The organism is Pseudomonas sp. WP18, assembly GCF_036689585.1.
Lineage (GTDB): Bacteria > Pseudomonadota > Gammaproteobacteria > Pseudomonadales > Pseudomonadaceae > Aquipseudomonas > Aquipseudomonas chlororaphis_E.
The window spans coordinates 1,422,266-1,446,625 of record NZ_CP144758.1 but is presented as its reverse complement, the minus strand read 5'-3'; the positions used below and the strand labels follow the sequence as shown (position 1 = coordinate 1,446,625).

24 protein-coding genes are annotated in these 24,360 nt (G+C 62.8%); 9 read left to right on the top strand and 15 right to left on the bottom strand.

The annotated features are described in order from the left end of the window. Positions 1 to 15: 15 nt before the first annotated feature. On the top strand, positions 16 to 1,491 hold the full coding sequence (locus tag V5F23_RS06370; RefSeq protein ID WP_042731789.1) for an inorganic phosphate transporter: 1,476 nt from the start codon (positions 16 to 18) through the stop codon (positions 1,489 to 1,491). A 166-nt stretch (positions 1,492 to 1,657) separates the two neighbouring features. Here the strand turns inward: V5F23_RS06370 and ccoM are convergent, their stop codons facing one another. The 3 genes from ccoM to V5F23_RS06355 form a co-directional block, all read right to left on the bottom strand. Next, positions 1,658 to 1,774: a cytochrome c oxidase subunit CcoM gene (gene ccoM, locus V5F23_RS06365; RefSeq protein ID WP_025212288.1), complete on the bottom strand. Its 117-nt coding sequence runs from the start codon at positions 1,772 to 1,774 to the stop codon at positions 1,658 to 1,660. A 144-nt stretch (positions 1,775 to 1,918) separates the two neighbouring features. Continuing rightward, on the bottom strand, positions 1,919 to 2,080 hold the full coding sequence (locus tag V5F23_RS06360) for a hypothetical protein (protein ID WP_172679726.1): 162 nt from the start codon (positions 2,078 to 2,080) through the stop codon (positions 1,919 to 1,921). A gap of 94 nt (positions 2,081 to 2,174) precedes the next feature. Continuing rightward, positions 2,175 to 2,516, bottom strand: a complete 342-nt coding sequence (locus V5F23_RS06355) for a hypothetical protein (RefSeq protein WP_042731790.1) — start codon at positions 2,514 to 2,516, stop codon at positions 2,175 to 2,177. Between the two features lie 250 nt (positions 2,517 to 2,766). On the opposite strand from V5F23_RS06355, the gene rapA reads away from it, so the two are divergent. Next, on the top strand, positions 2,767 to 5,613 hold the full coding sequence (gene rapA, locus V5F23_RS06350; RefSeq protein WP_042731791.1) for an RNA polymerase-associated protein RapA: 2,847 nt from the start codon (positions 2,767 to 2,769) through the stop codon (positions 5,611 to 5,613). Positions 5,614 to 5,690: 77 nt separating this feature from the next. Here rapA and V5F23_RS06345 read toward each other — a convergent pair whose 3' ends face one another. From V5F23_RS06345 to V5F23_RS06330, 4 genes are all read right to left on the bottom strand, one after another. Continuing rightward, the gene (locus V5F23_RS06345) at positions 5,691 to 6,533 is read right to left on the bottom strand and encodes a cache domain-containing protein (RefSeq protein ID WP_042731792.1); all 843 of its coding nucleotides are present in this window, start codon (positions 6,531 to 6,533) and stop codon (positions 5,691 to 5,693) included. Positions 6,534 to 7,056: 523 nt separating this feature from the next. Next, positions 7,057 to 7,932, bottom strand: coding sequence for an ATPase (locus V5F23_RS06340; protein ID WP_123579538.1), 876 nt, complete (start codon positions 7,930 to 7,932; stop codon positions 7,057 to 7,059). Between the two features lie 106 nt (positions 7,933 to 8,038). Then, positions 8,039 to 9,031 (bottom strand): NAD-dependent epimerase/dehydratase family protein, encoded by a 993-nt coding sequence (locus tag V5F23_RS06335; protein ID WP_123579539.1) that lies wholly within the window; start codon positions 9,029 to 9,031, stop codon positions 8,039 to 8,041. An 89-nt stretch (positions 9,032 to 9,120) separates the two neighbouring features. Beyond that, the gene (locus V5F23_RS06330) at positions 9,121 to 10,020 is read right to left on the bottom strand and encodes a LysR family transcriptional regulator ArgP (RefSeq protein ID WP_042729848.1); all 900 of its coding nucleotides are present in this window, start codon (positions 10,018 to 10,020) and stop codon (positions 9,121 to 9,123) included. A gap of 89 nt (positions 10,021 to 10,109) precedes the next feature. On the opposite strand from V5F23_RS06330, the gene V5F23_RS06325 reads away from it, so the two are divergent. The 5 genes from V5F23_RS06325 to V5F23_RS06305 all read left to right on the top strand — a co-directional run bounded on the left by V5F23_RS06325 (position 10,110) and on the right by V5F23_RS06305 (position 15,800). Continuing rightward, on the top strand, positions 10,110 to 10,511 hold the full coding sequence (locus V5F23_RS06325; protein WP_338497787.1) for an ACT domain-containing protein: 402 nt from the start codon (positions 10,110 to 10,112) through the stop codon (positions 10,509 to 10,511). Between the two features lie 5 nt (positions 10,512 to 10,516). Further along, a complete protein-coding gene (locus tag V5F23_RS06320) occupies positions 10,517 to 11,119 on the top strand; it encodes a LysE/ArgO family amino acid transporter (protein ID WP_042729850.1) in 603 nt (200 codons plus the stop codon). A gap of 175 nt (positions 11,120 to 11,294) precedes the next feature. Then, positions 11,295 to 11,891, top strand: a complete 597-nt coding sequence (locus tag V5F23_RS06315; protein ID WP_042729851.1) for a Fe-Mn family superoxide dismutase — start codon at positions 11,295 to 11,297, stop codon at positions 11,889 to 11,891. A gap of 306 nt (positions 11,892 to 12,197) precedes the next feature. Next, positions 12,198 to 14,249 carry a GGDEF domain-containing phosphodiesterase gene (locus tag V5F23_RS06310; protein ID WP_047736886.1) on the top strand — a complete coding sequence of 684 codons (2,052 nt, stop codon included), beginning with the start codon at positions 12,198 to 12,200 and terminating at the stop codon, positions 14,247 to 14,249. A 207-nt stretch (positions 14,250 to 14,456) separates the two neighbouring features. After that, positions 14,457 to 15,800, top strand: a complete 1,344-nt coding sequence (locus V5F23_RS06305; RefSeq protein ID WP_042729853.1) for an imelysin family protein — start codon at positions 14,457 to 14,459, stop codon at positions 15,798 to 15,800. 497 nt (positions 15,801 to 16,297) lie between these two features. On the opposite strand, the gene V5F23_RS06300 is transcribed toward V5F23_RS06305, so the two are convergent. The 4 genes from V5F23_RS06300 to V5F23_RS06285 all read right to left on the bottom strand — a co-directional run bounded on the left by V5F23_RS06300 (position 16,298) and on the right by V5F23_RS06285 (position 18,890). Next, a complete protein-coding gene (locus V5F23_RS06300; protein ID WP_212803471.1) occupies positions 16,298 to 17,539 on the bottom strand; it encodes an RNA polymerase sigma factor in 1,242 nt (413 codons plus the stop codon). After that, complete coding sequence (locus tag V5F23_RS06295; RefSeq protein ID WP_042729854.1) at positions 17,539 to 18,015, bottom strand: SRPBCC family protein; 477 nt, start codon at positions 18,013 to 18,015, stop codon at positions 17,539 to 17,541. Before V5F23_RS06295 ends, V5F23_RS06300 begins: the two co-directional genes overlap by 1 nt. Positions 18,016 to 18,043: 28 nt before the next feature. Next, positions 18,044 to 18,388 carry a YciI family protein gene (locus tag V5F23_RS06290; RefSeq protein ID WP_042729855.1) on the bottom strand — a complete coding sequence of 115 codons (345 nt, stop codon included), beginning with the start codon at positions 18,386 to 18,388 and terminating at the stop codon, positions 18,044 to 18,046. 67 nt (positions 18,389 to 18,455) lie between these two features. Next, positions 18,456 to 18,890, bottom strand: coding sequence for an SgcJ/EcaC family oxidoreductase (locus V5F23_RS06285; RefSeq protein ID WP_212803470.1), 435 nt, complete (start codon positions 18,888 to 18,890; stop codon positions 18,456 to 18,458). 142 nt (positions 18,891 to 19,032) lie between these two features. Between V5F23_RS06285 and V5F23_RS06280 the strand changes: the two genes are divergently transcribed. After that, on the top strand, positions 19,033 to 19,518 hold the full coding sequence (locus V5F23_RS06280) for a GNAT family N-acetyltransferase (RefSeq protein WP_047736892.1): 486 nt from the start codon (positions 19,033 to 19,035) through the stop codon (positions 19,516 to 19,518). 7 nt (positions 19,519 to 19,525) lie between these two features. Here the strand turns inward: V5F23_RS06280 and V5F23_RS06275 are convergent, their stop codons facing one another. Together V5F23_RS06275 and V5F23_RS06270 are read right to left on the bottom strand one after the other, a co-directional pair. Beyond that, complete coding sequence (locus V5F23_RS06275) at positions 19,526 to 20,011, bottom strand: GyrI-like domain-containing protein (RefSeq protein ID WP_123579543.1); 486 nt, start codon at positions 20,009 to 20,011, stop codon at positions 19,526 to 19,528. Between the two features lie 81 nt (positions 20,012 to 20,092). After that, positions 20,093 to 20,755 carry a LysE family transporter gene (locus V5F23_RS06270; protein ID WP_212803469.1) on the bottom strand — a complete coding sequence of 221 codons (663 nt, stop codon included), beginning with the start codon at positions 20,753 to 20,755 and terminating at the stop codon, positions 20,093 to 20,095. 197 nt (positions 20,756 to 20,952) lie between these two features. Here V5F23_RS06270 and alaC point away from each other — a divergent pair, with 197 nt between their 5' ends. Further along, positions 20,953 to 22,170 carry an alanine transaminase gene (alaC, locus tag V5F23_RS06265; protein WP_042729860.1) on the top strand — a complete coding sequence of 406 codons (1,218 nt, stop codon included), beginning with the start codon at positions 20,953 to 20,955 and terminating at the stop codon, positions 22,168 to 22,170. A 117-nt stretch (positions 22,171 to 22,287) separates the two neighbouring features. Here alaC and V5F23_RS06260 read toward each other — a convergent pair whose 3' ends face one another. Together V5F23_RS06260 and V5F23_RS06255 are read right to left on the bottom strand one after the other, a co-directional pair. Beyond that, positions 22,288 to 23,640 carry a GntP family permease gene (locus V5F23_RS06260; protein ID WP_042729861.1) on the bottom strand — a complete coding sequence of 451 codons (1,353 nt, stop codon included), beginning with the start codon at positions 23,638 to 23,640 and terminating at the stop codon, positions 22,288 to 22,290. A 92-nt stretch (positions 23,641 to 23,732) separates the two neighbouring features. Next, on the bottom strand, positions 23,733 to 24,266 hold the full coding sequence (locus V5F23_RS06255; protein ID WP_042729862.1) for a gluconokinase: 534 nt from the start codon (positions 24,264 to 24,266) through the stop codon (positions 23,733 to 23,735). Positions 24,267 to 24,360 lie beyond the last annotated feature (94 nt).

The window sequence follows — 24,360 nt, the reverse complement described above, 5'->3', positions numbered from 1 at the left end:
GGTCAGAAAACCTTCATGATCGATTTATTCAGCGGACTGGATGCTTGGGTGCTTGTGAGCCTCTTGCTCGCCCTGGCTTTTGTCCTCGCCTTCGAGTTCATCAACGGCTTTCATGACACCGCTAACGCGGTTGCCACTGTTATCTACACCAAAGCGATGCCGCCGCACCTGGCGGTGTTCTTTTCCGGGGTGTTCAATTTTCTCGGTGTGTTGCTGGGCGGCGTGGGGGTGGCGTACGCCATCGTCCACTTGCTGCCCGTGGAACTGCTGATCAACGTGAACACCGGCCACGGGTTGGCCATGGTGTTCTCGCTGCTCGCGGCGGCCATCACCTGGAACCTGGGCACCTGGTACTTCGGTATCCCGGCTTCCAGCTCCCACACCCTGATCGGCTCGATCCTCGGCGTGGGCCTGGCCAACGCGCTGATCAACGATATCCCGCTGGCCGACGGCGTGAACTGGCAGAAGGCGATCGATATCGCCGCGTCCCTGGTGTTCTCACCCATGGCCGGCTTCCTGATAGCCGCCCTGGTGCTGATCGGCCTGAAATGGTGGCGCCCGCTGTCGAAGATGCACAAGACGCCGGAACAGCGCCGCAAGATCGACGACAAGAAGCACCCGCCGTTCTGGAACCGCCTGGTGCTGGTGATCTCGGCCATGGCCGTCAGCTTCGTCCACGGCTCCAACGATGGCCAGAAAGGCATCGGCCTGATCATGCTGGTACTGATCGGCATCGTGCCCGCGCAATTCGTCCTCGACCTGGGCAGCACCACCTACCAGATCGAACGGACCCGCGACGCGACCTTGCACCTGAGCCAGTTCTACACACGCAACAGTGAGTCGCTGGGCGAATTCCTGGCCCTGGGCAAGAGCGTGGAAGGCGACCTGCCGGAGAAATTCCGCTGCAACCCGCAGCAGACCGAACCGACCATCAACGCGCTGCTCGACACTCTCAAAGGCGTGTCGGACTACCATTCGCTGCCGTCGGAAAGCCGCATTGAAGTACGTCGCTACCTGCTCTGCCTGGACGACACGGCGAAGAAGGTGGGCAAGTTGCCTAACCTGGCGGCACGTGAGAAAGACGACCTGAACAAGCTGCGCAAGGACCTTACGACCACCACCGAATACGCCCCGTTCTGGGTGATCCTGGCGGTGGCCCTGGCGTTGGGCCTGGGTACCATGGTCGGCTGGAAGCGCGTGGTACTGACCATCGGCGAGAAGATCGGCAAGCAAGGCATGACCTACGCCCAGGGCATGTCGGCACAGATCACCGCCGCGTGCATGATCGGCATGGCGAACATCTTCAGCCTGCCGGTTTCCACCACCCACGTGCTGTCCTCGGGCGTGGCCGGCACCATGGTCGCCAACAAGAGCGGCCTGCAAGGTGGCACGGTGCGCAACATCCTCCTGGCCTGGGTGCTGACCCTGCCTGCGACGGTGGCACTGTCGGCCGGGTTGTTCTGGCTGGCGTCGAAAGCCTTGGGCAGCTGATTCCAGCGGCTTGAAAAAAAGGTGCGACCCTCGCGGGTCGCACCTTTTTTTTGCCCAAAACATTATCCCCTGTGAAAGCGGGTGCATGGGGCGGGAATTTTGCGCAAAAAAAAGGGCGACCGAAGTCGCCCAAAATGCCTTGCGTGCTCGTTGTAACCGGAAAGACCTATGGTTTCTTGCGCTTGTGGGCGTCTTTCCAGATGAATAATCCAAACCCTGCGAAGAACACGAACATGAGGCCGACCGTCAACACACCGGCAAACACCACATTATCGAAAAACATGACTGGCCTCCTGGTCTCGTCCCTGTTGCGATGGGTTCAAGTTAACCAATCAGGCCTGGATGGAAATTGACCGGGGTCAATAACGCCCGCAACGGGGCGAAAAGGTGGGGAAATAACTGATCTGCATCAATGGATCGAGGGGGTTCAGCGCTTTTTCGGTTTGTTTTTCGGCTTTTTCTTCGGCTTGGCCAAAGGCATCGCTTGCTCGAAAGCCTGGCGGACTTCGTTGAGGCGCTTGTCGTTGAGGTCATGAACGCGCTTGGCGCGCTCAGCGCTGAGGTCGATCAGTTTGGCGTCTTGGCTCATGGCGTGTCGGCATCGTGCAGTGAAAGTCGGATGCGCCCATGATGCGGGCTGTTGGCGGCGTTGACCAGCCTGCGTACGTCGGCCAATGGCTGGGTCAGATCTGGATATCGACCCACAGGCCCTGGCGCGATTCTTCTTCCATCAGCGGCACCACGGGCACGGTGTTATCGGCGTTGAGCTCGGTGCCCGGTACGGCCAGGTGTTCCTCGGGGTCTTCGTCGGCTTCGCGGCGACGGCGGTCGCGTTCCTGCTGGCGACGTTGCTCCTCGCGCAGCAGCAGCGCCCCCTCTTCCGGATCGCGCTTTTGCAGGTCGATGGTGCTCTCGCTGGAGCTCTGCTGCACCGGGACCACGGGCGGTATGTCCGGTCGTGGACGAACCGGATCCTGCTGCGCGGTGACGGGCACGGTGCTCAAAGGGAGCGTAGGTAGCAACATAAAGGTCTCCTGTCTTCAGGTTGTCGGCGGCGGACGTCGCAGCTTGAACCGCCGGTCCGAAACTTGTGACCCAGTTGGCATTGCAACAAAAAGCCGGGGCCGAGCCTGTTTGATCGTTGAGCGCGCTTAAGTTCCCTACCCGTCGGGTGACCAATCGCCTTGCTGTCGAGGGGCCGTGTACGTAAATCCTTTGGTCTGAAGGATCATTCCGTTAAGATAACCGGCTTTTTCAAGGCGGGAGTCAGGCAGCATGGCGCAGCAGTATCAACCGGGGCAACGCTGGATCAGTGACAGCGAAGCCGAGCTGGGTTTAGGCACCGTTCTGGCACAGGATGGCCGCTTGTTGACCGTGCTCTATCCGGCCACTGGCGACACTCGCCAGTACGCGCTACGGAATGCGCCCCTCACTCGCGTACGGTTTTCGCCGGGCGACGTGATCACTCACTTCGAAGGTTGGAAGATGACCGTGCGTGAAGTCGACGATGTCGATGGATTGCTGGTCTACCACGGCCTCAACGGGCAGAACGAAGTCGTGACCCTGCCGGAAACCCAACTGTCGAACTTCATCCAGTTCCGCCTCGCCAGCGACCGCCTGTTCGCCGGCCAGATCGACCCGCTGGCCTGGTTCTCCCTGCGCTACCACACCCTGGAACACACCAGCCGCCAGTTGCAGTCTTCGCTCTGGGGCCTTGGCGGCGTGCGCGCCCAGCCGATCGCCCACCAACTGCACATCGCTCGCGAAGTGGCCGACCGCATTGCACCGCGCGTCTTGCTGGCGGACGAAGTGGGGCTGGGCAAGACCATCGAAGCCGGCCTGGTCATCCACCGTCAACTGCTGTCCGGCCGTGCCAGCCGTGTCCTGATCCTGGTGCCGGAAAACCTCCAGCACCAATGGCTGGTGGAAATGCGCCGGCGCTTCAACCTGCAGGTCGCGTTGTTCGACGAAGAACGCTTTATCGAAAGCGATGCCAGCAACCCGTTCGAAGACACCCAGCTGGCCCTGGTGGCGCTGGAATGGCTGGTGGACGACGAGAAGGCCCAGGACGCGCTGTTCGCCGCTGGCTGGGACCTGATGGTGGTCGACGAAGCGCATCACCTGGTGTGGCACGAGGATCAGGTCAGCCCGCAGTACGCGTTGGTCGAGCAACTGGCCGAAACCATCCCCGGCGTGCTGCTGCTCACCGCGACCCCGGAACAACTGGGCCAGGACAGCCACTTCGCCCGTCTGCGCCTGCTAGACCCGAACCGCTTCCATGACCTCAAGGCCTTCCGCGCCGAGAGCGAGAACTATCGTCCGGTGGCCGAAGCCGTGCAGGAGCTGCTGGACAAGGGCCGTCTCTCGCCGCAAGCCCACCAGACCATCCTCGGTTTCCTGGGCAACGAAGGCGAAGCCTTGCTGACCGCCGTCAACGATGGCGATGTCCAAGCCAGTGCCCGCCTGGTGCGCGAACTGCTGGACCGCCACGGCACCGGCCGCGTGCTGTTTCGCAACACCCGCGCCGCGGTGCAGGGTTTCCCGGAGCGCAAGCTGCACGCCTACCCGCTGCCGTGCCCGGACGAATACCTCGAGTTGCCGCTGGGCGATCACGCCGACCTGTACCCGGAAGTCAGCTTCCAGGCGCAGCCGGACGCCAGTGACGAAGAACGCTGGTGGAAATTCGACCCGCGCGTGGAGTGGCTGATCGACCAGCTGAAAATGCTCAAGCGCACCAAGGTGCTGGTGATCTGCGCCCACGCCGAAACCGCCATGGACCTGGAAGACGCCCTGCGCGTGCGTTCCGGGATCCCGGCCACGGTGTTCCACGAAGGCATGAACATCCTTGAGCGCGACCGCGCCGCCGCTTACTTCGCCGACGAAGAGTTTGGCGCGCAGGTACTGATCTGCTCGGAAATCGGCAGCGAAGGGCGCAACTTCCAGTTCGCTCACCACCTGGTGCTGTTCGACCTGCCTTCCCACCCTGACCTGCTGGAACAGCGGATCGGCCGTCTCGACCGGATCGGCCAGAAGCACACCATCGAGCTGCACGTGCCCTACCTGGAAACCAGTCCGCAGGAGCGCTTGTTCCAGTGGTACCACGAGGCGCTGAACGCGTTCCTCAACACCTGCCCGACCGGCAACGCCCTGCAGCACCAGTTCGGCCCGCGCCTGCTGCCGCTGCTGGAAGAGGCCGACGATGGCCAGTGGCAAGCGCTGATCGACGAGGCCCGCGCCGAACGCGAGCGCCTGGAAACCGAGCTGCACACCGGTCGTGACCGCTTGCTGGAACTCAACTCCGGTGGTGCCGGTGAAGGCGACGCGCTGGTGGAGGCCATTCTCGAACAGGACGACCAGTTCGCCCTGCCGATCTACATGGAAACCCTGTTCGACGCCTTTGGCATCGACAGCGAGGACCATTCGGAAAACGCGCTGATCCTCAAGCCGAGTGAAAAGATGCTCGACGCCAGCTTCCCGCTCGGCGACGACGAAGGCGTGACCATCACCTACGATCGCAACCAGGCGCTGTCGCGCGAAGACATGCAGTTCATCACCTGGGAGCACCCGATGGTGCAAGGCGGCATGGACCTGGTGCTGTCGGGCTCCATGGGCAACACCGCCGTGGCGCTGATCAAGAACAAGGCGCTCAAGCCTGGCACGGTGCTGCTGGAGCTGCTCTACGTCAGCGAAGTGGTCGCCCCGCGTTCGCTGCAACTGGGCCGCTACCTGCCCCCGGCCGCCCTGCGCTGCCTGCTGGATACCAACGGCAACGACCTGGCTGCCCGGGTTTCGTTCGACACGCTGAACGACCAGCTCGAAAGCGTGCCTCGTGCCAGCGCCAACAAGTTCATCCAGGCCCAGCGCGACCAGCTCTCACCGCGGATCAACGCCGGGGAAGAGAAAGTCGCCCCGCGTCACGCCGAGCGCGTGGCCGAGGCCCAACGCCGCCTGGCGGCCGATACCGACGAAGAATTGGCACGCCTGACCGCCCTGCAAGCGGTCAACCCGACCGTACGCGACAGCGAGCTGGTTGCGCTGCGCCAACAGCGCGAACAGGGCCTGGCGATGCTGGAAAAGGCGGCGTTGCGCCTGGAAGCGATCCGGGTGCTGGTGGCAGGCTGATTGCCACTGGCTGAAGGTTGCCTGGATTCACCTGTGGCGAGGGCGCTTGCTCTCGCCACGATATCCAGCGCCTCGCCTCACGGGCTGTAGTACCCCACCGCCACCAGGAAATGCCCGACCTTCCTCAGGTACGCGTGCTTGTCCTCGACCTTGCCCGTGACCGGGTTCTTCCAGCGATAGGCGTACTCCCCGGTCGGCTGCTTGCCGATCATGGCCAGGATCGGTTCGCCCACCGGCTTGCCTGCTGGATCCCTGACCTTGGCGAAATCGGTGTTGACCAACCGCAGATTGGTGCCGTGGGCGACATAGCGCTGGGTTACCAAATCCACCACGAAGACATACAGGTCATCCTGCAAGTACCCACCCTTGAGTGCGTTGATCGCCGTCAGCGTGGCTTTCTCGTTCTTCTGCAGGTCGGTGGAGGCCTTGTCCAGTAACGCCCTGGCCTGTTCGGCCGAGGCCCGTGGCAAGTAATAGCCGACCGCAAGGATTCGCTCGCCAACCCGCTGGAAGTACACGTGCTTGCGCTCGACCTTGCCGTCCGCCCAGTTCTGCCAGCGATACTCGGCCTGCTGGATACCACTGGCCTCGGGGGTCTTCAGGGCATCCTTGAACGCTTTGCGCAGGTCCGGCCCGAGCATTTCGGAAACGTCCCGCCCGATCAGCGCCGAGGAAGGTCCGCCACTGGCGAGCATCACGCCCCGAGTGTCCACCACAAAGACGTAGCGGTCCTGATCGACGAACTCTCCCTGGCGGCTGAATGCCGCAAAAGCCTTGTCGCCGTTATCGTGGTAATAGGCCAAGGCCTTTTCCAGCAACGCCCGGGCCGCCTGGCCGTCATCTTGCGTCGCGGCATGCACTTGCGTCAGCCCCAGTAACAACACTGCGCCCAGCCAGGCCATCTTGCGGAAACACCCCATACGCGCGCCCTCGTTCTTGTGGGTATTTCAAGAGAGTAGCTGGCATGAGCTGATGTGGAAGCATTCAGCAAAACACGGTGCAAACACGACACCGTGCGGGAGCGAGCTCGCTCGCGAAAGCGTCATCCCAGCCAGCATCTTCGTGACTGATCCAACGCTTTCGCGGGCAAGCCCGCTCCCACAAGGGATGGAAGGTGGACCTGATTCCCGCCAGCACCACAAGACCACTGTGGGAGCGAGCTCGCTCGCGAAGGCGTCGGGCCAGCCAACTTCTTCGTGACTGATCCGGCACTTTCGCGGGCAAGCCCGCTCCCACAAGGGATGGAAGGTGGACCTGATTCCCGCCAGCACCACAAGACCACTGTGGGAGCGAGCTCGCTCGCGAAGGCGTCGGGCCAGCCAACTTCTTCGTGACTGATCCGGCACTTTCGCGGGCAAGCCCGCTCCCACAAGGGATGGAGGTGGACCTGATTCCGGCCAGCACCACAAGACCACTGTGGGAGCGGGCTTGCTCGCGAAGGCTTTACTGGGCGCGAGCGCTGAGTTGCTGTTGCAGGTGTTGGATCTGCGCTTGCAGGGTGTTGATGTTGCGGGTGACCTGGCCGCGGAAGGCGTCGAATTCGGCGGTGTTGCCGCCGTTGTCCTGCTGGCTCTTGAGAACGATCACGTCCTGTTCCAGCCGTTCGAGGGCCGAGTTGGAGGTGGCTCGCTTGAGCGCCGTGATGTCGGCGCCGATACTCTTGAGCTGGGCATCCAGCGCTCCGCCCTCGCCTTGGTTCTTCAGGGCCGTCATTTCAGTCGACAACGCCTTGACCTGGGCCTGGAGCTCCTTGTTGGCAGCCTGCAACTGGGTACTGGTGTTCTGCTGCTCAGTGGCCTGGGCAATGAGCTGGGCCAGCTCCTTGTCCAGGTCGGCGGACGGACCGAACGTGGCCTGCTGGAGTTTGTACTGCTCCTGCAACTTGCTGTCGAACTGCCGAGCCTGGTCCTGGAGCTTGCCTTCCAGCTGCTTGATCTGCAGCTTCAAGGCTTCGCTGTCGCTCATGACATTGGATTGCCCAGCCACCACCTTGCCGGAAATATCCTGCAGCCGCCCTGCCGCATCCTCGCTGATGCGCGCAAAACTTTCCTGGGTCGCCACCAGCTGCTGTTCCATCAGGGAAATCTGCTGGAAGCTCCACCAGGCCAGGAAGCCGAACGCACACACCAAGGCGCCGATCAACGCCCACAACGGCCCGGTACTGGGGCCCTTGACCTTGGCTGCGGCAACGGCTGCCGGCCGCGCCTGCGCGTGGGCCGGGCGGTGGGTCGGGAAGTCATCGTCATCGGGGATGTCGGCGCGCATCCGCAGGCTCGGTACATCGTCGAAGTCGTCGTTGGCATCGTTACGCATGGGCATGGTTCAACCTTTGGGAAACCGGTGATGACTGGGTGCGGCGAGTATAACCCCCTCGCCCGCCGCACCGATTGACCCCGAACCCGGCACTCGGTTCATGACGGGCCGATCAGCGGGCATCCTGGGCTTTGTACCAGGCACAGAACTCATCGAGCGCGGCCCACAGGCTGACCTGGGGGTCGTAATCGAGATACTGCCGAGCCCGGCTGATGTCCAGGGTGAAGTGCTTGTTCATGACCTGCATCCCCAGACGTGACAGCGTCGGTTCGGGACGGCCCGGCCATAACGCACAGACCCCTTCGTTCAGGGCGGCGACACTATAAGCCAACCCGTAGGAACGGTAACGCCTGACCTGTGGGACTTGCATCTGGCGCATCACGTAATTGACCACATCCCACAGCGGCACCGGCGCGCCGTTGCTGATGTTGTAGGCCTTGCCCAAGGCCGAACCGGTGACGAGCAGGCTGCTGAGCAACGCCTCATTGAGGTTCTGCACGCTGGTGAAATCCACTTTGTTCAACCCGTTGCCCACAATGGCCAGCCGCCCCTTGCGCTGCATCTTCAGCAGGCGCGGGAAGATGCTCATGTCGCCGGCACCGGTGACAAAACGCGGGCGCAGGGCCAGCACTTCGAGGCCGAACTCCTGGGCACCGAACACCTTCTGCTCGGCCAGGTACTTGGTGGCGGCATACGGGTGCTTGAAGCGCTTGGGCACTTGCTCTTCCGTCAACCCGAGGTGGTCACGGCCGTCGAAGTAGATGGACGGCGACGACAGGTGGACCAACCGCCGGACCTTCTGCTTGAGGCAAGCCTCGACGACATTTTCCGTGACCTCGACATTGCCCTGGTGAAAATCCTGGTAACGCCCCCACAGCCCCACAGAGCCGGCGCAATGCACCACGGCCTCGACATCCACGCACAGGTCACGCGCCAGCAGCGGATCGCTCAGGTCTCCCTGGACAAACTGCGCACCGCGACGCACCAGGTGCTCCACGCTCTCGGCCCGGCGACCGTTGACCCGTACATCCAGGCCCTGCTCCAGGGCGAAACGCGCAAAGCGCCCGCCGATGAAGCCGCTCGCGCCGGTAACCAGAATTTTCATGAATGCTCCTTGGAAGGGCGGTTACGAGCGTCAAGCTACAACAACCTGCCAATTTAACTGTGCGTCGCTTGCGACCTGTTGCTTGACGTCTAGGACGGTGCCCAAGGCACCAGCCACTGCCGGGAGGAACGGATCAATTGTTCGGTCAACGCACCGAGCAACTGCCCACCATTGCGCCAATGATGCCAGTACAACGGCACATCGATCGGTTTATCTGCCAGCAAGTTCACCAGCGTGCCCTGGGCCAGTTGTTCACGCACCTGCAATTCCGGCACCAGGCCCCAGCCGAGACCGGCTTCGGCAAGGCGAATGAACCCTTCGGACGACGGGCACAAATGGTGTTCGAAACCGCCTTCGACGCCCAGGGACGCGAGGTAGCGGTGTTGCAGGAAGTCGTCCGGGCCGAACACCAGAGCTGGGGTGTGGGCCAGTTGATCGGCGCGCACGCCGTCGGGGAAGTACCGGGCGATGAACGCCGGGCTGGCCAGCGCGCGGTAACGCATGGCACCCAGCAGCACGCTGCGTGCACCGGCCACCGGACGCTCGCTGGCGCAGACGCACGCCGCCACTTCGCCCGCACGCATGCGCTTGAGGCCGACAGTCTGGTCCTCCACCACCAGGTCGAGCAGCACATGCTGCCGGGCGCAGAAATCGCCCAGCGCCGCCGCCCACCAGGTCGCCAGGCTGTCGGCGTTCAAGGCGATGCGCAAGCGCTCGGGCAGGCCTTCTTCATCCAGCGCCGGCACCAGGCTTTGCAGGTCTCGCTCCAACAGACGCACTTGCTGCACGTGGTTGAGCAGGCGCCGGCCGATCTCCGTCGGCGCCGGTGGCGTGGCACGCACCAGGACCGGTTGGCCGACGCGTGCCTCCAGTAACTTGATCCTTTGGGAAATGGCCGATTGCGACAAGCCCAGCACCTGGGCCGCCCGCTCGAAACCGGCCTGCTCGACCACAGCGGCGAGGGCGGAAAGCAACTTGTAGTCGAACATCAGTTTTCCTAATGAGCAATCAGCAGGATTGGTTTTTCTTATACAGCGCCCCACCGGACAATGGCCAGCATCATTTGAAGGAGCGAGCCATGCCTGGCGAAACATCATTGACCACCCTGATCCGCAGCCTGAGCCCGCAGCTCAATCACGGCGACTACGTGTTCTGCTGCCTGCCCGACGGCCAGGTGCCGGCCGGCATCGAGATCATCGGCAGCTTTCTCGAACGCGAGGGGCTGACCGTCATCCTGGAAAAATCCCAGGCACAGCAGGCCGGCCTGGCCTGGGACTACGTCGCCGCCTGGATCACCCTCAACGTGCACTCGGCGCTGCAAGCCGTAGGCCTGACCGCCGCCTTCGCCACGGCCCTGGGCAACGCCGGGATCAGTTGCAACGTGATTGCCGGCTACTACCACGACCATCTGTTCGTCGGCCGTGACGACGCCGCACGGGTCATGGACGTGCTTAGGCAACTGGCCGCCAGCGGGGAGTGACGAACATGTGGCAAAGCTATGTGAACGGATTGTTGATGGCCCTCGGGCTGATCATGGCCATCGGTGCCCAGAATGCATTCGTCCTGGCCCAGAGCCTGCGCCGCGAGCACCACTTGCCGGTGGCCGCCCTGTGCATTACCTGCGATGCGCTGCTGGTCGCGGCAGGCGTCTTCGGCCTGGCAACGCTGCTGGCCCAAAGCCCCTTGCTGCTGTCGATCGCCCGCTGGGGCGGCGCCGCCTTCCTGCTCTGGTATGGCAGCCTGGCGTTGCGCCGGGCCTGTTCGAAACAAAGCCTGCAACACGGTGAGAACCAGGCCGTGCGCTCCTTGCGGGCGGTATTGCTCAGCGCCCTGGCGGTGACGCTGCTCAACCCCCACGTGTATCTCGACACCGTGCTGTTGATCGGCTCCCTCGGTGCCCAGCAGAGCATGCCCGGTGCCTACGTGATCGGCGCGGCGAGTGCGTCGCTGTTGTGGTTCCTCACCCTCGCCTTCGGCGCCGCACGGCTGGCCCCGTGGCTGGCTCGCCCCGCCACCTGGCGGATCCTCGACCTGCTGGTCGCGGCGATGATGTTCACCGTGGCCGGGCAATTGATCGTCAGTGGCTGATTATTCCAAACCGCTCTGGAACCTCTATCCCACACAGTTGTTGCGTGGTTATGCCGCACCCCCGGTGCTATGATCCGACTCCTGCGCCGCAAAGAGTACAAACTCCCCGGCGCAAGTCGGGCCGCCCGTGATCGGCCTTGCGCTCACCGCAACTGACCTGATTAGGAGAATCACCATGGCTTTCGAATTGCCGCCGCTGCCTTACCCACACGATGCACTGCAGCCGCACATCTCCAAAGAAACTCTGGAATACCACCACGACAAGCACCACAACACCTATGTCGTGAACCTGAACAACCTGGTACCTGGCACCGAGTTCGAAGGCAAGACCCTGGAAGAAATCGTCAAGACCTCCTCGGGTGGTATCTTCAACAACGCCGCTCAGGTCTGGAACCACACCTTCTACTGGAACTGCCTGGCGCCAAACGCCGGCGGCGAACCTACCGGCGCACTGGCCGAAGCCATCAACAAGGCCTTCGGTTCGTTCGACAAGTTCAAGGAAGAGTTCAGCAAGACGTCCATCGGCACCTTCGGCTCCGGCTGGGGCTGGCTGGTGAAAAAGGCTGACGGTTCCCTGGCCCTGGCCAGCACCATCGGCGCCGGCAACCCGCTGACCAGCGGCGACACCCCGCTGCTGACCTGCGACGTCTGGGAACACGCCTACTACATCGACTACCGCAACGTTCGTCCGAAATACGTCGAAGCGTTCTGGAACCTGGTCAACTGGAAATTCGTGGCCGAGCAGTTCGAAGGCAAGACCTTCACCGCCTAAGCCCGTAGCCAGACCAAAGAACCCGGCACCTTGCCGGGTTTTTTGTGCCCGGCGCCAATGGCCGGGTATCGATCGGTGCCGGGGACACCGTGCGCCTTGAGCACCAATAAAAATTCCCGCCAGGCCTCAAGTTGCGCTCCCTTGCAACCGACACAATGGGCATAGAGCAATCACTCTGAAAGAACCGTCCATCGGCCATGTTTATCGGCGAAAACCCTGGTGTTTGATTGTCCCTTTGACTGACATCACAGGATTGCCAATACTCATGGCAACTTGACGCTACCGCACGGAACAAGGAACCACTCTTTGAAGCTGGAACTCAAGAACAGCTTGTCTGTGAAGTTGCTCCGGGTCGTGCTCCTCTCGGCATTGATCGTTGGCGTGCTCTTGAGCTGCGCCCAGATCGTGTTCGATGCCTACAAAACCAACCAGGCCGTCGCCAACGACGCCCAGCGTATCCTCGACATGTTCCGCGATCCGTCGACCCAGGCCGTCTACAGCCTGGACCGGGAAATGGGCATGCAGGTGATCGAAGGCCTGTTCCAGGACAAAGCCGTACGCATGGCCTCCATAGGCCATCCCCGCGAAACCATGCTCGCCGAAAAAAGCCGTGCCCTGCAGGCGTCCGAAAGCCGATGGCTGACCGACCTGATCCTGGGCAAGGAGCGCACCTTCACCACGCAACTGGTGGGGCGCGGGCCCTACAGCGAATACTACGGTGACCTGAGCATTACCCTCGACACCGCCACCTATGGCGAGAGCTTCATCGTCAGCTCGGTGATCATCTTCATCTCCGGCATGCTTCGGGCCCTGGCCATGGGCCTGGTGCTGTACCTGGTCTACCACTGGCTGCTGACCAAGCCGTTGTCGCGGATCATCGAGCACCTGACCGAAATCAACCCTGATCGCCCCAGCGCCCACAAGATCCCGCAACTGCGCGGTCACGAACATAACGAGCTGGGGCTGTGGATCAATACCGCCAACCAGTTGCTCGAATCCATCGAGCGCAACACGCACCTGCGCCACGAAGCGGAAGACAGCCTGTTGCGCATGGCCCAGTACGACTTTCTCACCGGTCTGCCCAATCGCCAGCAATTGCAACAGCAACTGGACAAGATCCTGGTGGATGCCGGCCGTCTGCAACGCCGGGTGGCGGTGCTGTGTGTCGGGCTGGATGATTTCAAGGGCATCAACGAGCAGTTCAGCTATCAGACCGGCGACCAGTTGCTGCTCGCCCTCGCCGACCGGCTGCGCGCCCACAGTGGTCGTCTCGGTGCCCTGGCGCGACTGGGGGGCGACCAGTTCGCCCTGGTCCAGGCCGACATCGAACAGCCCTACGAGGCTGCCGAACTGGCCCAGAGCATCCTCGACGACCTGGAGGCGCCGTTCGCCCTCGATGACCACGGGATCCGGCTGCGGGCGACCATCGGCATCACCCTCTTCCCCGAAGACGGCGACAGCACCGAGAAACTGCTGCAAAAAGCCGAGCAGACTATGACTCTGGCCAAGAGCCGCTCGCGCAATCGCTATCAGTTCTACATCGCCAGCGTCGACAGCGAGATGCGCCGCCGCCGCGAACTGGAGAAAGACCTGCGCGAGGCCCTGATCCGCGAGCAGTTCACCCTCGTGTACCAACCGCAAATCAGCTACCGCGACCTGCGGGTAGTGGGCACCGAGGCCCTGATTCGCTGGCACCATCCCGAGCACGGCCTGGTGCCGCCGGACCTGTTCATCCCGCTGGCCGAACAGAACGGCACCATCATCGCCATCGGCGAATGGGTGCTGGACCAGGCATGCCGGCAACTGCGCGAATGGCATGACCAGGGCTTCACCCAGCTGCGCATGGCGGTCAACCTGTCGACGGTGCAGTTGCACCACGCGGAGCTGCCGCGGGTGGTCAACAACCTCCTGCAGATGTACCGGCTGCCGCCTCGCAGCCTTGAGCTGGAAGTCACCGAGACCGGCCTGATGGAAGACATCACCACCGCGGCCCAACACCTGCTGAGCCTGCGCCGCTCCGGCGCACTGATTGCCATCGACGACTTCGGGACCGGCTATTCGTCCCTGAGCTACCTCAAGAGCCTGCCGCTGGACAAGATCAAGATCGACAAGAGCTTCGTCCAGGACCTGCTCGAAGACGAAGACGACGCAACCATCGTCCGGGCGATCATCCAGCTCGGCAAGAGCCTGGGCATGCAAGTGATCGCCGAAGGCGTCGAGACGGTCGAGCAGGAAGCCTACATCATCGCCGAGGGCTGCCACGAAGGTCAGGGCTACTACTACAGCAAGCCGCTGCCGGCACGGGAACTGGGCGCTTACCTGAAGCAGGCGGAGCGCAGCAAGGCCTCCATCCTCTGATTCCTTGATCCATCACAGCCTTCAACATTTCCTACAACGGTTCCGCGCCGTTCTGTCGGAGTGGTCCGAGACTGCGATCGGCATTGATTAAATAAGAAATATTTACAGCCGCAACCCTTTACACATAATGCAAATCTTTCGCATTATGTCGCAGTTTTTGCGCACCCTCGCGCCTGTCCCATCCATTTCCGAAGCAGGATGTTCGCCATGATTCGTATGCCTCTGGCTACCGCCAGTCTGCTGGCCATCGCTATTTCCCTCGCCGGTTGCGGCGAAGGCAAAGACAAGGCCGCCGCGCCGCAAGCGCCAGCGCCTGCCGCCAGCACTGCGGCACCGGTCGCCCCTGCTGCCGCCGGCAAAGTCGATGAAGCCGCCGCCAAGGCCGTTGTCGCGCACTACGCCGACATCGTCTACGCCGTCTACAGCGATGCCGAATCCACGGCCAAGACCCTGCAAACCGCCGTCGACGCGTTCCTGGCCAAGCCGAACGCCGAGACCCTGGGCGCCGCCCGCACTGCCTGGATCGCGGCACGCGTGCCGTACCTGCAGAGCGAAGTGTTCCGCTTCGGCAATACCATCATCGACGACTGGGAAGGCCAGGTGAACGCCTGGCCCCTGGACGAAGGCCTGATCGACTACGTCGACAAGTCCTACGAGCACGCCCTGGGCAACCCGGGCGCCACCGCCAACATCATCGCCAACACTCAAGTCCAGGTGGGTGAAGACAAGGTCGACGTCAAGGACATCACCCCGGAAAAACTCGCCAGCCTGAACGAGCTGGGCGGTTCCGAGGCCAACGTCGCCACCGGCTACCACGCCATCGAATTCCTGCTCTGGGGCCAGGACCTCAACGGCACCGGCCCGGGTGCGGGCAACCGTCCGGCGTCCGACTACCTGCAAGGCGCCGGCACCACCGGTGGCCACAACGACCGCCGTCGTGCCTACCTCAAGTCCGTGACCCAACTGCTGGTCAGCGACCTGGAAGAAATGGTCGGCAACTGGAAGCCGAACGTGGCTGACAACTACCGCGCCACCCTGGAAGCGGAACCGGCCGAGAGCGGCCTGCGCAAGATGCTGTTCGGCATGGGCAGCCTGTCCCTCGGTGAACTGGCGGGCGAGCGCATGAAGGTGTCCCTGGAAGCCAACTCGCCAGAAGACGAGCAGGACTGCTTCAGCGACAACACCCACAACTCGCACTTCTACGACGCCAAGGGCGTGCGTAACGTGTACCTGGGCGAATACACCCGCGTCGACGGCACCAAGATGACTGGCGCCAGCCTGTCGTCCCTGGTCGCCAAGGCCGACCCGGCGGCGGACACCGCGCTGAAGGCCGACCTGGCCGACACCGAGGCCAAGATCCAGGTCATGGTCGATCACGCCAACAAGGGCGAGCACTACGATCAACTGATCGCCGCCGGCAACACCGCCGGTAACCAGATCGTGCGCGACGCCATCGCCGCACTGGTCAAGCAGACCGGTTCGATCGAACAAGCGGCCGGCAAACTGGGCATCAGCGACCTGAACCCGGACAACGCCGATCACGAGTTCTGATCGACGCCGGCAAACTGAAAAGGCGACCTTCGGGTCGCCTTTTTTGCACCTGGAGAAATCGGAGCGACTTGGGGGACTTGCTTGCGACTGCGGTATGCCAGTCAACATCTCGGTCGGCTGGACCACCGCCTTCGCGAGCAAGCCCGCTCCCACAGGGTTCCAAGGTGGACCTGGCATTGGTGATCACCGCAACGCCAACTGTGGGAGCGGGCTTGCTCGCGAAGGCGGTGGCACATTCGACATCGATGGTGACTGATACTGTGCTTTCGCGAGCAAGCTCTCCCACAGGGTTCCAAGGTGGACCTGGCATTGGTGATCACCGCAACGCCAACTGTGGGAGCGGGCTTGCTCGCGAAGGCGGTGGCACATTCGACATCGATGGTGACTGGTACTGTGCTTTCGCGAGCAAGCTCTCCCACAGGGTTCCAAGGCGGGGCTGGCATTGGTGATCACCGCTCCCACAATGACCGAGTTAAACCCGACTTTTACCGGGCCGGCTATGGCTTGGCTAATTTCGCAAGTCGCCCTTCGATAAACCGCCGCTCCGGTAATTGCTGCGTCAGTTCGAGGGCGCGCTCGTACGCGGCCCTGGCCTCGTCGTCCCGCCCCAGTTGGCGGCAGAATTCGGCCCGCGCCGAGTGGGCAAGGTGGTAGTCCTGCAGTTCGCCACGGCCCAGGATCGCGTCGATCAAGCACAAGCCTGCCAGCGGGCCATCGCGCTGGGCCAGGGCGGCGGCGCGGTTGAGTTCGATCACGGGGGACGGCATGGCGCGCAACAGCACGTCATAGAGCCCGACGATCTGCGGCCAGTCGGTTTCCCGGGCCGTCGGCGCTTCGGCGTGTACCGCCGCTATCGCCGCTTGCAGGCAATACGGCCCGAACCGTCGGGTGCCCAGCGCCGCTTCCACCAGGGCACAGCCTTCGGCAATCAGTTCGGCATCCCACACCGTGCGGTCCTGCTCGTCCAACAGGATCAACTCCCCGGTCGACGACGTGCGCGCCAGGCGCCGGGATTCGTGCAGCAGCATTAACGCCAACAGGCCCATGACCTCGGCCTCGGGCAACAATTGCAGGAGCAATCGCCCGAGCCGGATGGCCTCGCGGGTCAGGTCTTCACGGGTCAATTCGGCGCCCATCGAGGCCGAATAACCCTCGTTGAACACCAGGTAAATCACCCGCAGCACGCTGTCCAGCCGCTCGGGCAACTCCGCGCGGGACGGCACCTGATAGGGGATCTTCGCGTCACGGATCTTCGCCTTGGCCCGCACGATGCGCTGGGCAATGGCCGCCGGGGCGGCAAGAAAGGCGCGAGCGATTTGCTCGGTGGTCAGGTCGCAGACTTCTCGCAGCGTCAACGGCACCTGTGCATCGGCGGCCAGGGCCGGATGGCAGCAGGTGAAAATCAGCCGCAAGCGATCGTCTTCCACGTCTTCATCACTCCAGTCGGCCTGCTCCAGCGCCTCCAGTTGAGCGATCAACAGCGGCCGGGACGCGGCAAAGCGCGCGCGCCTGCGCAAGCTGTCGATGGCCTTGAACCGCCCGGCTGACACCAGCCAGGCCCGCGGATTGTCCGGTACGCCGTCGCGCTGCCAGCGTTCGACGGCGATGAAAAAGGCGTCGTGCAAGGCCTCTTCCGCCAGGTCGAAGTCTCCCAGCAGGCGAATCAGCGTGGCGAGGATGCGCCGCGAATCTTGCCGGTATACCTGCTCGACCCGCGCCCGAACCGCCTCGGCCGGCATCAGTCGGGCATGCCTTGGGTGACTAGCGTTTCCAGGCGGTCCAGGCTCTGGCCCCAACCGTCATGGAAACCCATCGCCTCGTGCGCCTGGCGATCCTCCTCGCTCCAGTGCAATGCCCGGGCGGTGTAGCGGGTTTTGTCACCGACCTCTTCGAGCACCACTTCAGCGGTCATGAAAGCCTTGCCCGACGGTATCCAGCCCGGCACGAATGCATCGGTGAACACCAGCCGTCGAGGTGCAAGGATTTCCAGGAACACGCCCATGGTCGGGTACTCACTGCCGTCCGGCGCGCGCATCAAGGTGCGAAACTGGCCACCGACCCACAGGTCCATTTCGCACTCCGGCGTCGTCATGCCGTGGGGGCCCCACCACTGCACCAGCAAGGCCGGCTCGGTCCAGGCGCGGAAAATCTTCTGGCACGGCGCGTCGATCATTCGGCTGATGGACAACGCATGAGGGGCTGGCTTGAGGTTCATGGGTCAAATCCTGTCTTGTGATTGTTGTTCAGGGGTTCAGTTGGCGTACCGGTCGCACTTCGACGCAGCCGACCCGGGCCGCCGGGATATGGCCGGCGACCTGGATGGCTTCGTTCAAGTCCTTCGCGTCGATCAGGTAGAAGCCCGCCAGTTGCTCCTTGGTCTCGGCGAACGGGCCGTCGGTGATCGACAGCTTGCCGCCGCGCATGCGCACCGTGGTGGCCGTCTGCACCGACGCCAGGGCCTCGGCGGCGAGCATCCGCCCGCTGCCCTGGATCGACTCGGCGTAGGCCATGCACTCGGCATCCTCAGGACTGTCGGGGGCGTTGTGCAGCGTGTGTTCGTTGCTGTAGACCAGGCATAAGTACTTCATGACAAACTCCGCGATCGAACGGATCAACTATGGACGGCAGAAAGACCGTTGGCGAAAAAACCGACGATCAGGGCTGCAAATCGAAGATCGCCGTGCCGGCCATCGGGTCGAACGGTGCCGACCAGTGCTCGTGGACGATCTTCCATTGCCCGGCCACGCGCCGGTAGCAGGCCGTCACGCGCATCCAGCAGGCCTGTTCCTCGCCCTTGTCGTTGGTGCCGCCGCAGTAGGCCAGCCAGTGGGCGAAGGCAATGGCGTCGGCGGGCGTGATCCGGACCTGATGGAAGTCGAACTTGTGCGGCCCGGGGCACATTTCCATGCACGCCTGCCAGTGCGCCCGGTAGGCGGCCTTGCCCTTGAATTGCAGGGCCTGAATGGCATCGAACGAGACGATGTCCTCGTCATAGAGGGCCATGACTTTTTCGACATCCTTGCTTATGACCGCTTCGCGATAGGTGTCGATCAAAGCCTGGATCTGGGTTTCGGTGGCTTGGGTATTCATGGTGATTCTCCGCAGTTTTTTGTGGAAGACACCCTTTGTCGTCTGGAGAAACGGCGAATCGACAACCCTGGCAAAAATAATTCGAGGCAAAAAATTCGTTAGAATCGCGCCCCTACACTGCCGGCAAACCAAGGACGTTTTTGTGACCGCCCAACTCGTACCCTACGAAGCCCTGACCCCGCAGCAACGCGAACAGGTCGAAGCCATCGAAATCCATCCCGCACAGGTGCAGTACGCCGGTGATATCCACGGTGCACTGCACACGTTGCTGTCCAGGCCCGGCCCCGGGGTCAAGGGCTTTGCCCTGGTGGCCAACGACGTGCCCGTGGCCTTCCTGCTGCTCAAGCGTCCGCCGGTACTGCCCGCCTGGGCCAATGAACACAGCGCCACCCTGCACGCCCTGCAGGTTGATCATCGGGTCCAGGGCCAGGGCTACGGCAAGGCCTGCCTGGAGGCGCTGCCCGCCGTGGCACGGGCGGCCTGGCCGGAAATCAGGGGGCTGGAGCTTTCGGTCGATGCCGATAATGCAGCGGCCATCGGCCTGTACACCCGACTGGGCTGGGTCGACAGCGGCGAGGCGTACAGGGGCCGTATCGGTTATGAGCGGCGGATGGGGTTGATGTTCTAGCCGCCGGTCACGGCTGGAGCGGTATCCAGATCTCCAGGCTGCCCTCGCCGGTCTTTGGGTTGAAATCTTCGCTGTAGCGTTCGAATTCCGGGGCATCCGCCGCGGTATGGCCTGACTGGGGCAACCAGACATCCCAGATGTAGCGGAACGTCTCCGGCAGTTGTTTCAAAGGCCCCTTGTGTTCGAACACCGCGTAACGGGCCGGCTGGATCTCGATCCAGCGGAATTGTTCGGGCAAGTCGTCGAGCCGGCTGATTTCCACGCCGGCGATGTATTCGAACCCGCCCTCCCCGTCCGGGTTGCAACCCACGCCGTAGGTGACTTCATCCTTCTCCCCCGGCACCTTGCCGAGCCAAGGCAGGAATTTCTCCCAGACCAGCGGGATGTCCTGCATCGTGCACGCGGTAAAACGTGCGCCAAAACCGGCAATCAGTAGAAAGCGACCTTGTTCGAGGCGTGGCTCGGCGGCGTAATCGCGTGCGTGCTTTTCCATGCGTCAACACTCCGGAAAAACGTGAAGTCGGGCTTGGCAGTATAGAAAGCCAACACGTGATTGCCAGCACCGTTTCGCTTGTCAGAACCCCGGCAAGGCCGGCATGGCGGTTTTTGCAACGAACTCGTCGTAGCCAGAAACAATTACGTATACGGCGAAATAGCAGAAGATCGCCGCGGATGCCAAGTAGGAGTAGCGCAACAGCTTATCCCCCAGCAATTTGCCGCCCTGGGTCGCCGCCAGGCACAGGCCCGCACTCCATAGCAACCCGGCGCAGAGAAAACCACTGAGAAACAGCGCCGAACTGAGCACCGTCCCGCCGCCCGCACGAGCAATGAGCGTGCCCCCCACCGCCGCGAACCACAAAATGGCGCTGGGTGACGACATGGCCAGGAAGATCCCGCGCAGGAACGCCTGCCGGGAGGATTGACCACGCACTTCGCCGGCCTCGGCCAAGACGGCACTGTGATACATCGCCGCGTGGATCATCTTCGCCGAGAAATACAGCAATAACGCCGAACCGCCGATCCACAGCACCCAGCGCACCGTTTCGTATTGCAACAGCACGGTCATGCCCGCCAGGGCCAGCACCGCATAGATCAGGTCCCCCACGCATGTGCCCAGGCCCAGGGCAAACCCCTGGGAATAACCGCGCTGCATGGCCAGGGTGATCATCGCGATGTTGGCGACGCCGATGTCCAGGCACAGGGAGAGGCTCAGCAAAAAACCGCTGGAAAATTCCATCATCGTTCCGTTCGAGTAGGTATGGCGAATTGCGACTGTCCGCACGCGTGCGGCGGGCGGGTCGACAGTGTCGTCGAAAATAGTTGTGGGGCGCCACTGGACAAGCGGCCACGGCGGCCATTATCTTGCGCCGCAGGCCACCGCAGTGGCCAACGTCGCTCGGACGGTTCCGGGCGCTCACGTATCTCGAGGCAACAATGGCCGAACAAGGTTCGCCGCGCCGCTTTGCGCGCATCGATCGACTCCCCCCTTACGTTTTCAATATCACTGCCGAGCTGAAGATGGCTGCGCGTCGGCGCGGCGAAGACATCATCGACTTGAGCATGGGTAACCCCGACGGCGCCACGCCTCCCCACATCGTGGAGAAACTGGTGACCGTCGCCCAGCGGGAAGACACCCACGGCTACTCCACCTCCAAGGGCATCCCGCGCCTGCGCCGCGCCATTTCGCGCTGGTACAAGGACCGCTACGAGGTGGACATCGACCCGGAAAGCGAAGCCATCGTCACCATCGGTTCCAAGGAGGGCCTGGCCCACCTGATGCTGGCGACCCTGGACCAGGGCGACACCGTGCTGGTGCCCAACCCCAGCTACCCGATCCACATCTACGGCGCGGTGATCGCCGGCGCCCAGGTGCGCTCGGTGCCACTGGTGCCGGGCGTGGACTTCTTCGACGAACTGGAACGGGCCATTCGCGGCTCGATCCCGAAGCCGAAGATGATGATCCTGGGCTTCCCGTCCAACCCCACGGCGCAATGCGTCGAGCTGGATTTCTTCGAGCGGGTCATCGCCCTCGCCAAGCAGTACGACGTGCTGGTAATCCACGACCTGGCCTACGCCGACATCGTCTACGACGGCTGGAAAGCCCCGTCGATCATGCAGGTGCCGGGCGCGAAGGACATCGCGGTGGAGTTCTTCACCCTGTCCAAGAGCTACAACATGGCCGGCTGGCGCATCGGCTTCATGGTCGGCAACCCGGAACTGGTCAGCGCCCTGGCGCGGATCAAGAGCTACCACGACTACGGCACCTTCACGCCGTTGCAGGTGGCCGCCATCGCCGCGCTGGAAGGCGACCAGCAATGCGTGCGCGACATCGCCGAGCAGTACCGCCAACGCCGCAACGTGCTGGTCAAGGGCCTGCATGAACTGGGTTGGATGGTGGAAAACCCCAAGGCCTCGATGTACGTCTGGGCCAAGATTCCAGAGGCGTATGCGCACCTGGGCTCGCTGGAGTTCGCCAAGAAGCTGCTGGCCGAAGCCAAGGTCTGCGTCTCGCCAGGGGTGGGGTTCGGTGAATACGGGGATGATCACGTGCGCTTCGCACTGATCGAGAACCAGGACCGGATTCGTCAGGCGGTGCGGGGCATTCGGGCGATGTTCCGGGCCGATGGGTGGGTCGGCAAACCTAACGCCTGACACACAACCAAAATGTGGGAGCGGGCTTGCTCGCGAAAGCGCACTGACCATCAACGAAGATGTTGATGTTCTACCGCCTTCGCGAGCAAGCCCGCTCCCACATTGCTTATGCGCGGCTTAAACCACCAGCGACAACAACAGGATAAAGCCCAGGCCCACCACGGACAGGATGGTCTCCATCGCGGTCCAGGTCTTGAACGTCTCGGCCACGGTCATGTTGAAGTACTGCTTGACCAGCCAGAAGCCTGCATCGTTGACGTGGGACAGGATCAACGAACCGGCGCCGGTTGCCAGCACCAGCAACTCGCGGTTCACACCCGGGATCATCCCCACCACGGGGACCACAATGCCAGCACCGGTGATGGTCGCGACGGTGGCCGAACCCGTGGCGATACGAATCACCGCGGCCACCAGCCAGGCCAGCAGGATCGGCGAGATCTGCGCATTCACCGCCATATGGCCGATGACATCACCCACGCCGCTGGTCACCAGCATCTGCTTGAAGCCACCACCGGCACCGATGATCAGGATGATCGCGGCGGTGGGCGCCAGGCTGGCGTCGAGCAATTTCAGGATCTGGTTCGAACCGATGCCCTGGCGATGCCCGAAGGTGTACAGCGACAGCAACAGCGCCAGCAGCAACGCCGAGATCGGGTGGCCGATCAGGTCCATGAACGTGCGAAAGACGTTACCGTCCGGCAGCACCACATCGGCAAAAGTCTTGAGCAGCATCAGGAACACCGGCAGCAGCACGGTGACCAGGGTGATGCTGAAGCTCGGCAATTCCTTGGCATCGGGTTCGCGGGCCAGTTGGTCAACCAGCTCCTGATTGGCGTGACCTGGAATGTGCTTGGCGATGAACGTACCGAAAATCGGACCGGCAATGATGGCGGTCGGCAAGGCAACGATCAGCCCATAGAGGATGGTCTTGCCGATGTCGGCGCCGAACACCCCGATGGCCAGCAGCGGCCCCGGGTGTGGCGGTACCAGGCCGTGCACGGCGGACAGGCCGGCGAGCAGCGGGATGCCGATCTTGATGATCGACACGCCGGTGCGCCGGGCCACGATGAACACCAGCGGGATCAACAGCACGAAGCCGATTTCGAAGAACAGCGGAATCCCCACCAGGAACGCGGCGAACATCATGGCCCACTGCACCTTGTCCTTGCCGAACGCGCGGATCAAGGTCTGGGCGATTTGGTCGGCCCCGCCCGACTCGGCCATCATCTTGCCGAGCATCGTGCCCAGCGCCAGGATGATCCCGACAAAGCCCAGCACCCCCCCGAAGCCGTCCTGGAACGCCTTGATGATGGTGCCGATCGGCATGCCCGAGGTCAGGCCGAGAAACGCGGCGGCGATGGTCAGGGCAATGAACGGATGGAGTTTGAACTGGGTGATGAGGAGGATAAGTCCGATCACCGTGACCACTGCATCGAGCAGTAGGAACGTCTCGTGGGACATGCCAAACATGAGGGGTGTCTCCTGATTTGTTGTTGTTATTGAAGCAGTTAGTTGTAAGCCGTCGGGACAGCGCTATCTTTCTGACGCAAAAACAGTGGGGCTCAGCTCGCCAGCTTCAAGCCGTGTTCCAACCACCAGGCGTAGGCTTGCTGGGCCAGTTCGTCGACGCTGTGGCTGGACGCGTCCAGAGCCAGGGTCAGGGGCTCGCCGACAGGGGACTGGAGGGTGGCAAACTGGCTGTCGATCAGGGTCGACGGCATGAAATGGCCCGGACGATGGGACACGCGGTCGGCGGCCACTTCGGGGGTCAGTTCGAGGAATACGAAGCCCAGGCCCGGCAAGGCGCTGCGCAGACGTTCGCGATAACTGCGCTTGAGGGCCGAACAGGTCAGCACCGGGCGTTCGCCGGTGGCATCGACGCGGCGCAACTCGTCGCACAGGCTGTCGAGCCAGCCGGCACGGTCGTCGTCGTTCAGGGGAATACCGGCGCTCATCTTCTGGATGTTGGCCGCAGGGTGGAAGGTGTCGCCTTCGATGGCGGTGGCGCCGCTCAACTGGCACAGGGCCTGGCTGACACAGGTTTTGCCGCAACCGGCAACGCCCATGATGACCAGGGCGGTGATGGGATTGTTCATGTAACACCTCAGCGCGCAGACAGCGCTACCTTTGCCAGTTATGACACCGCAGCAAAAGCAGAAGTTGCCGACGCCTTCTTGTCATTTTTGTGGT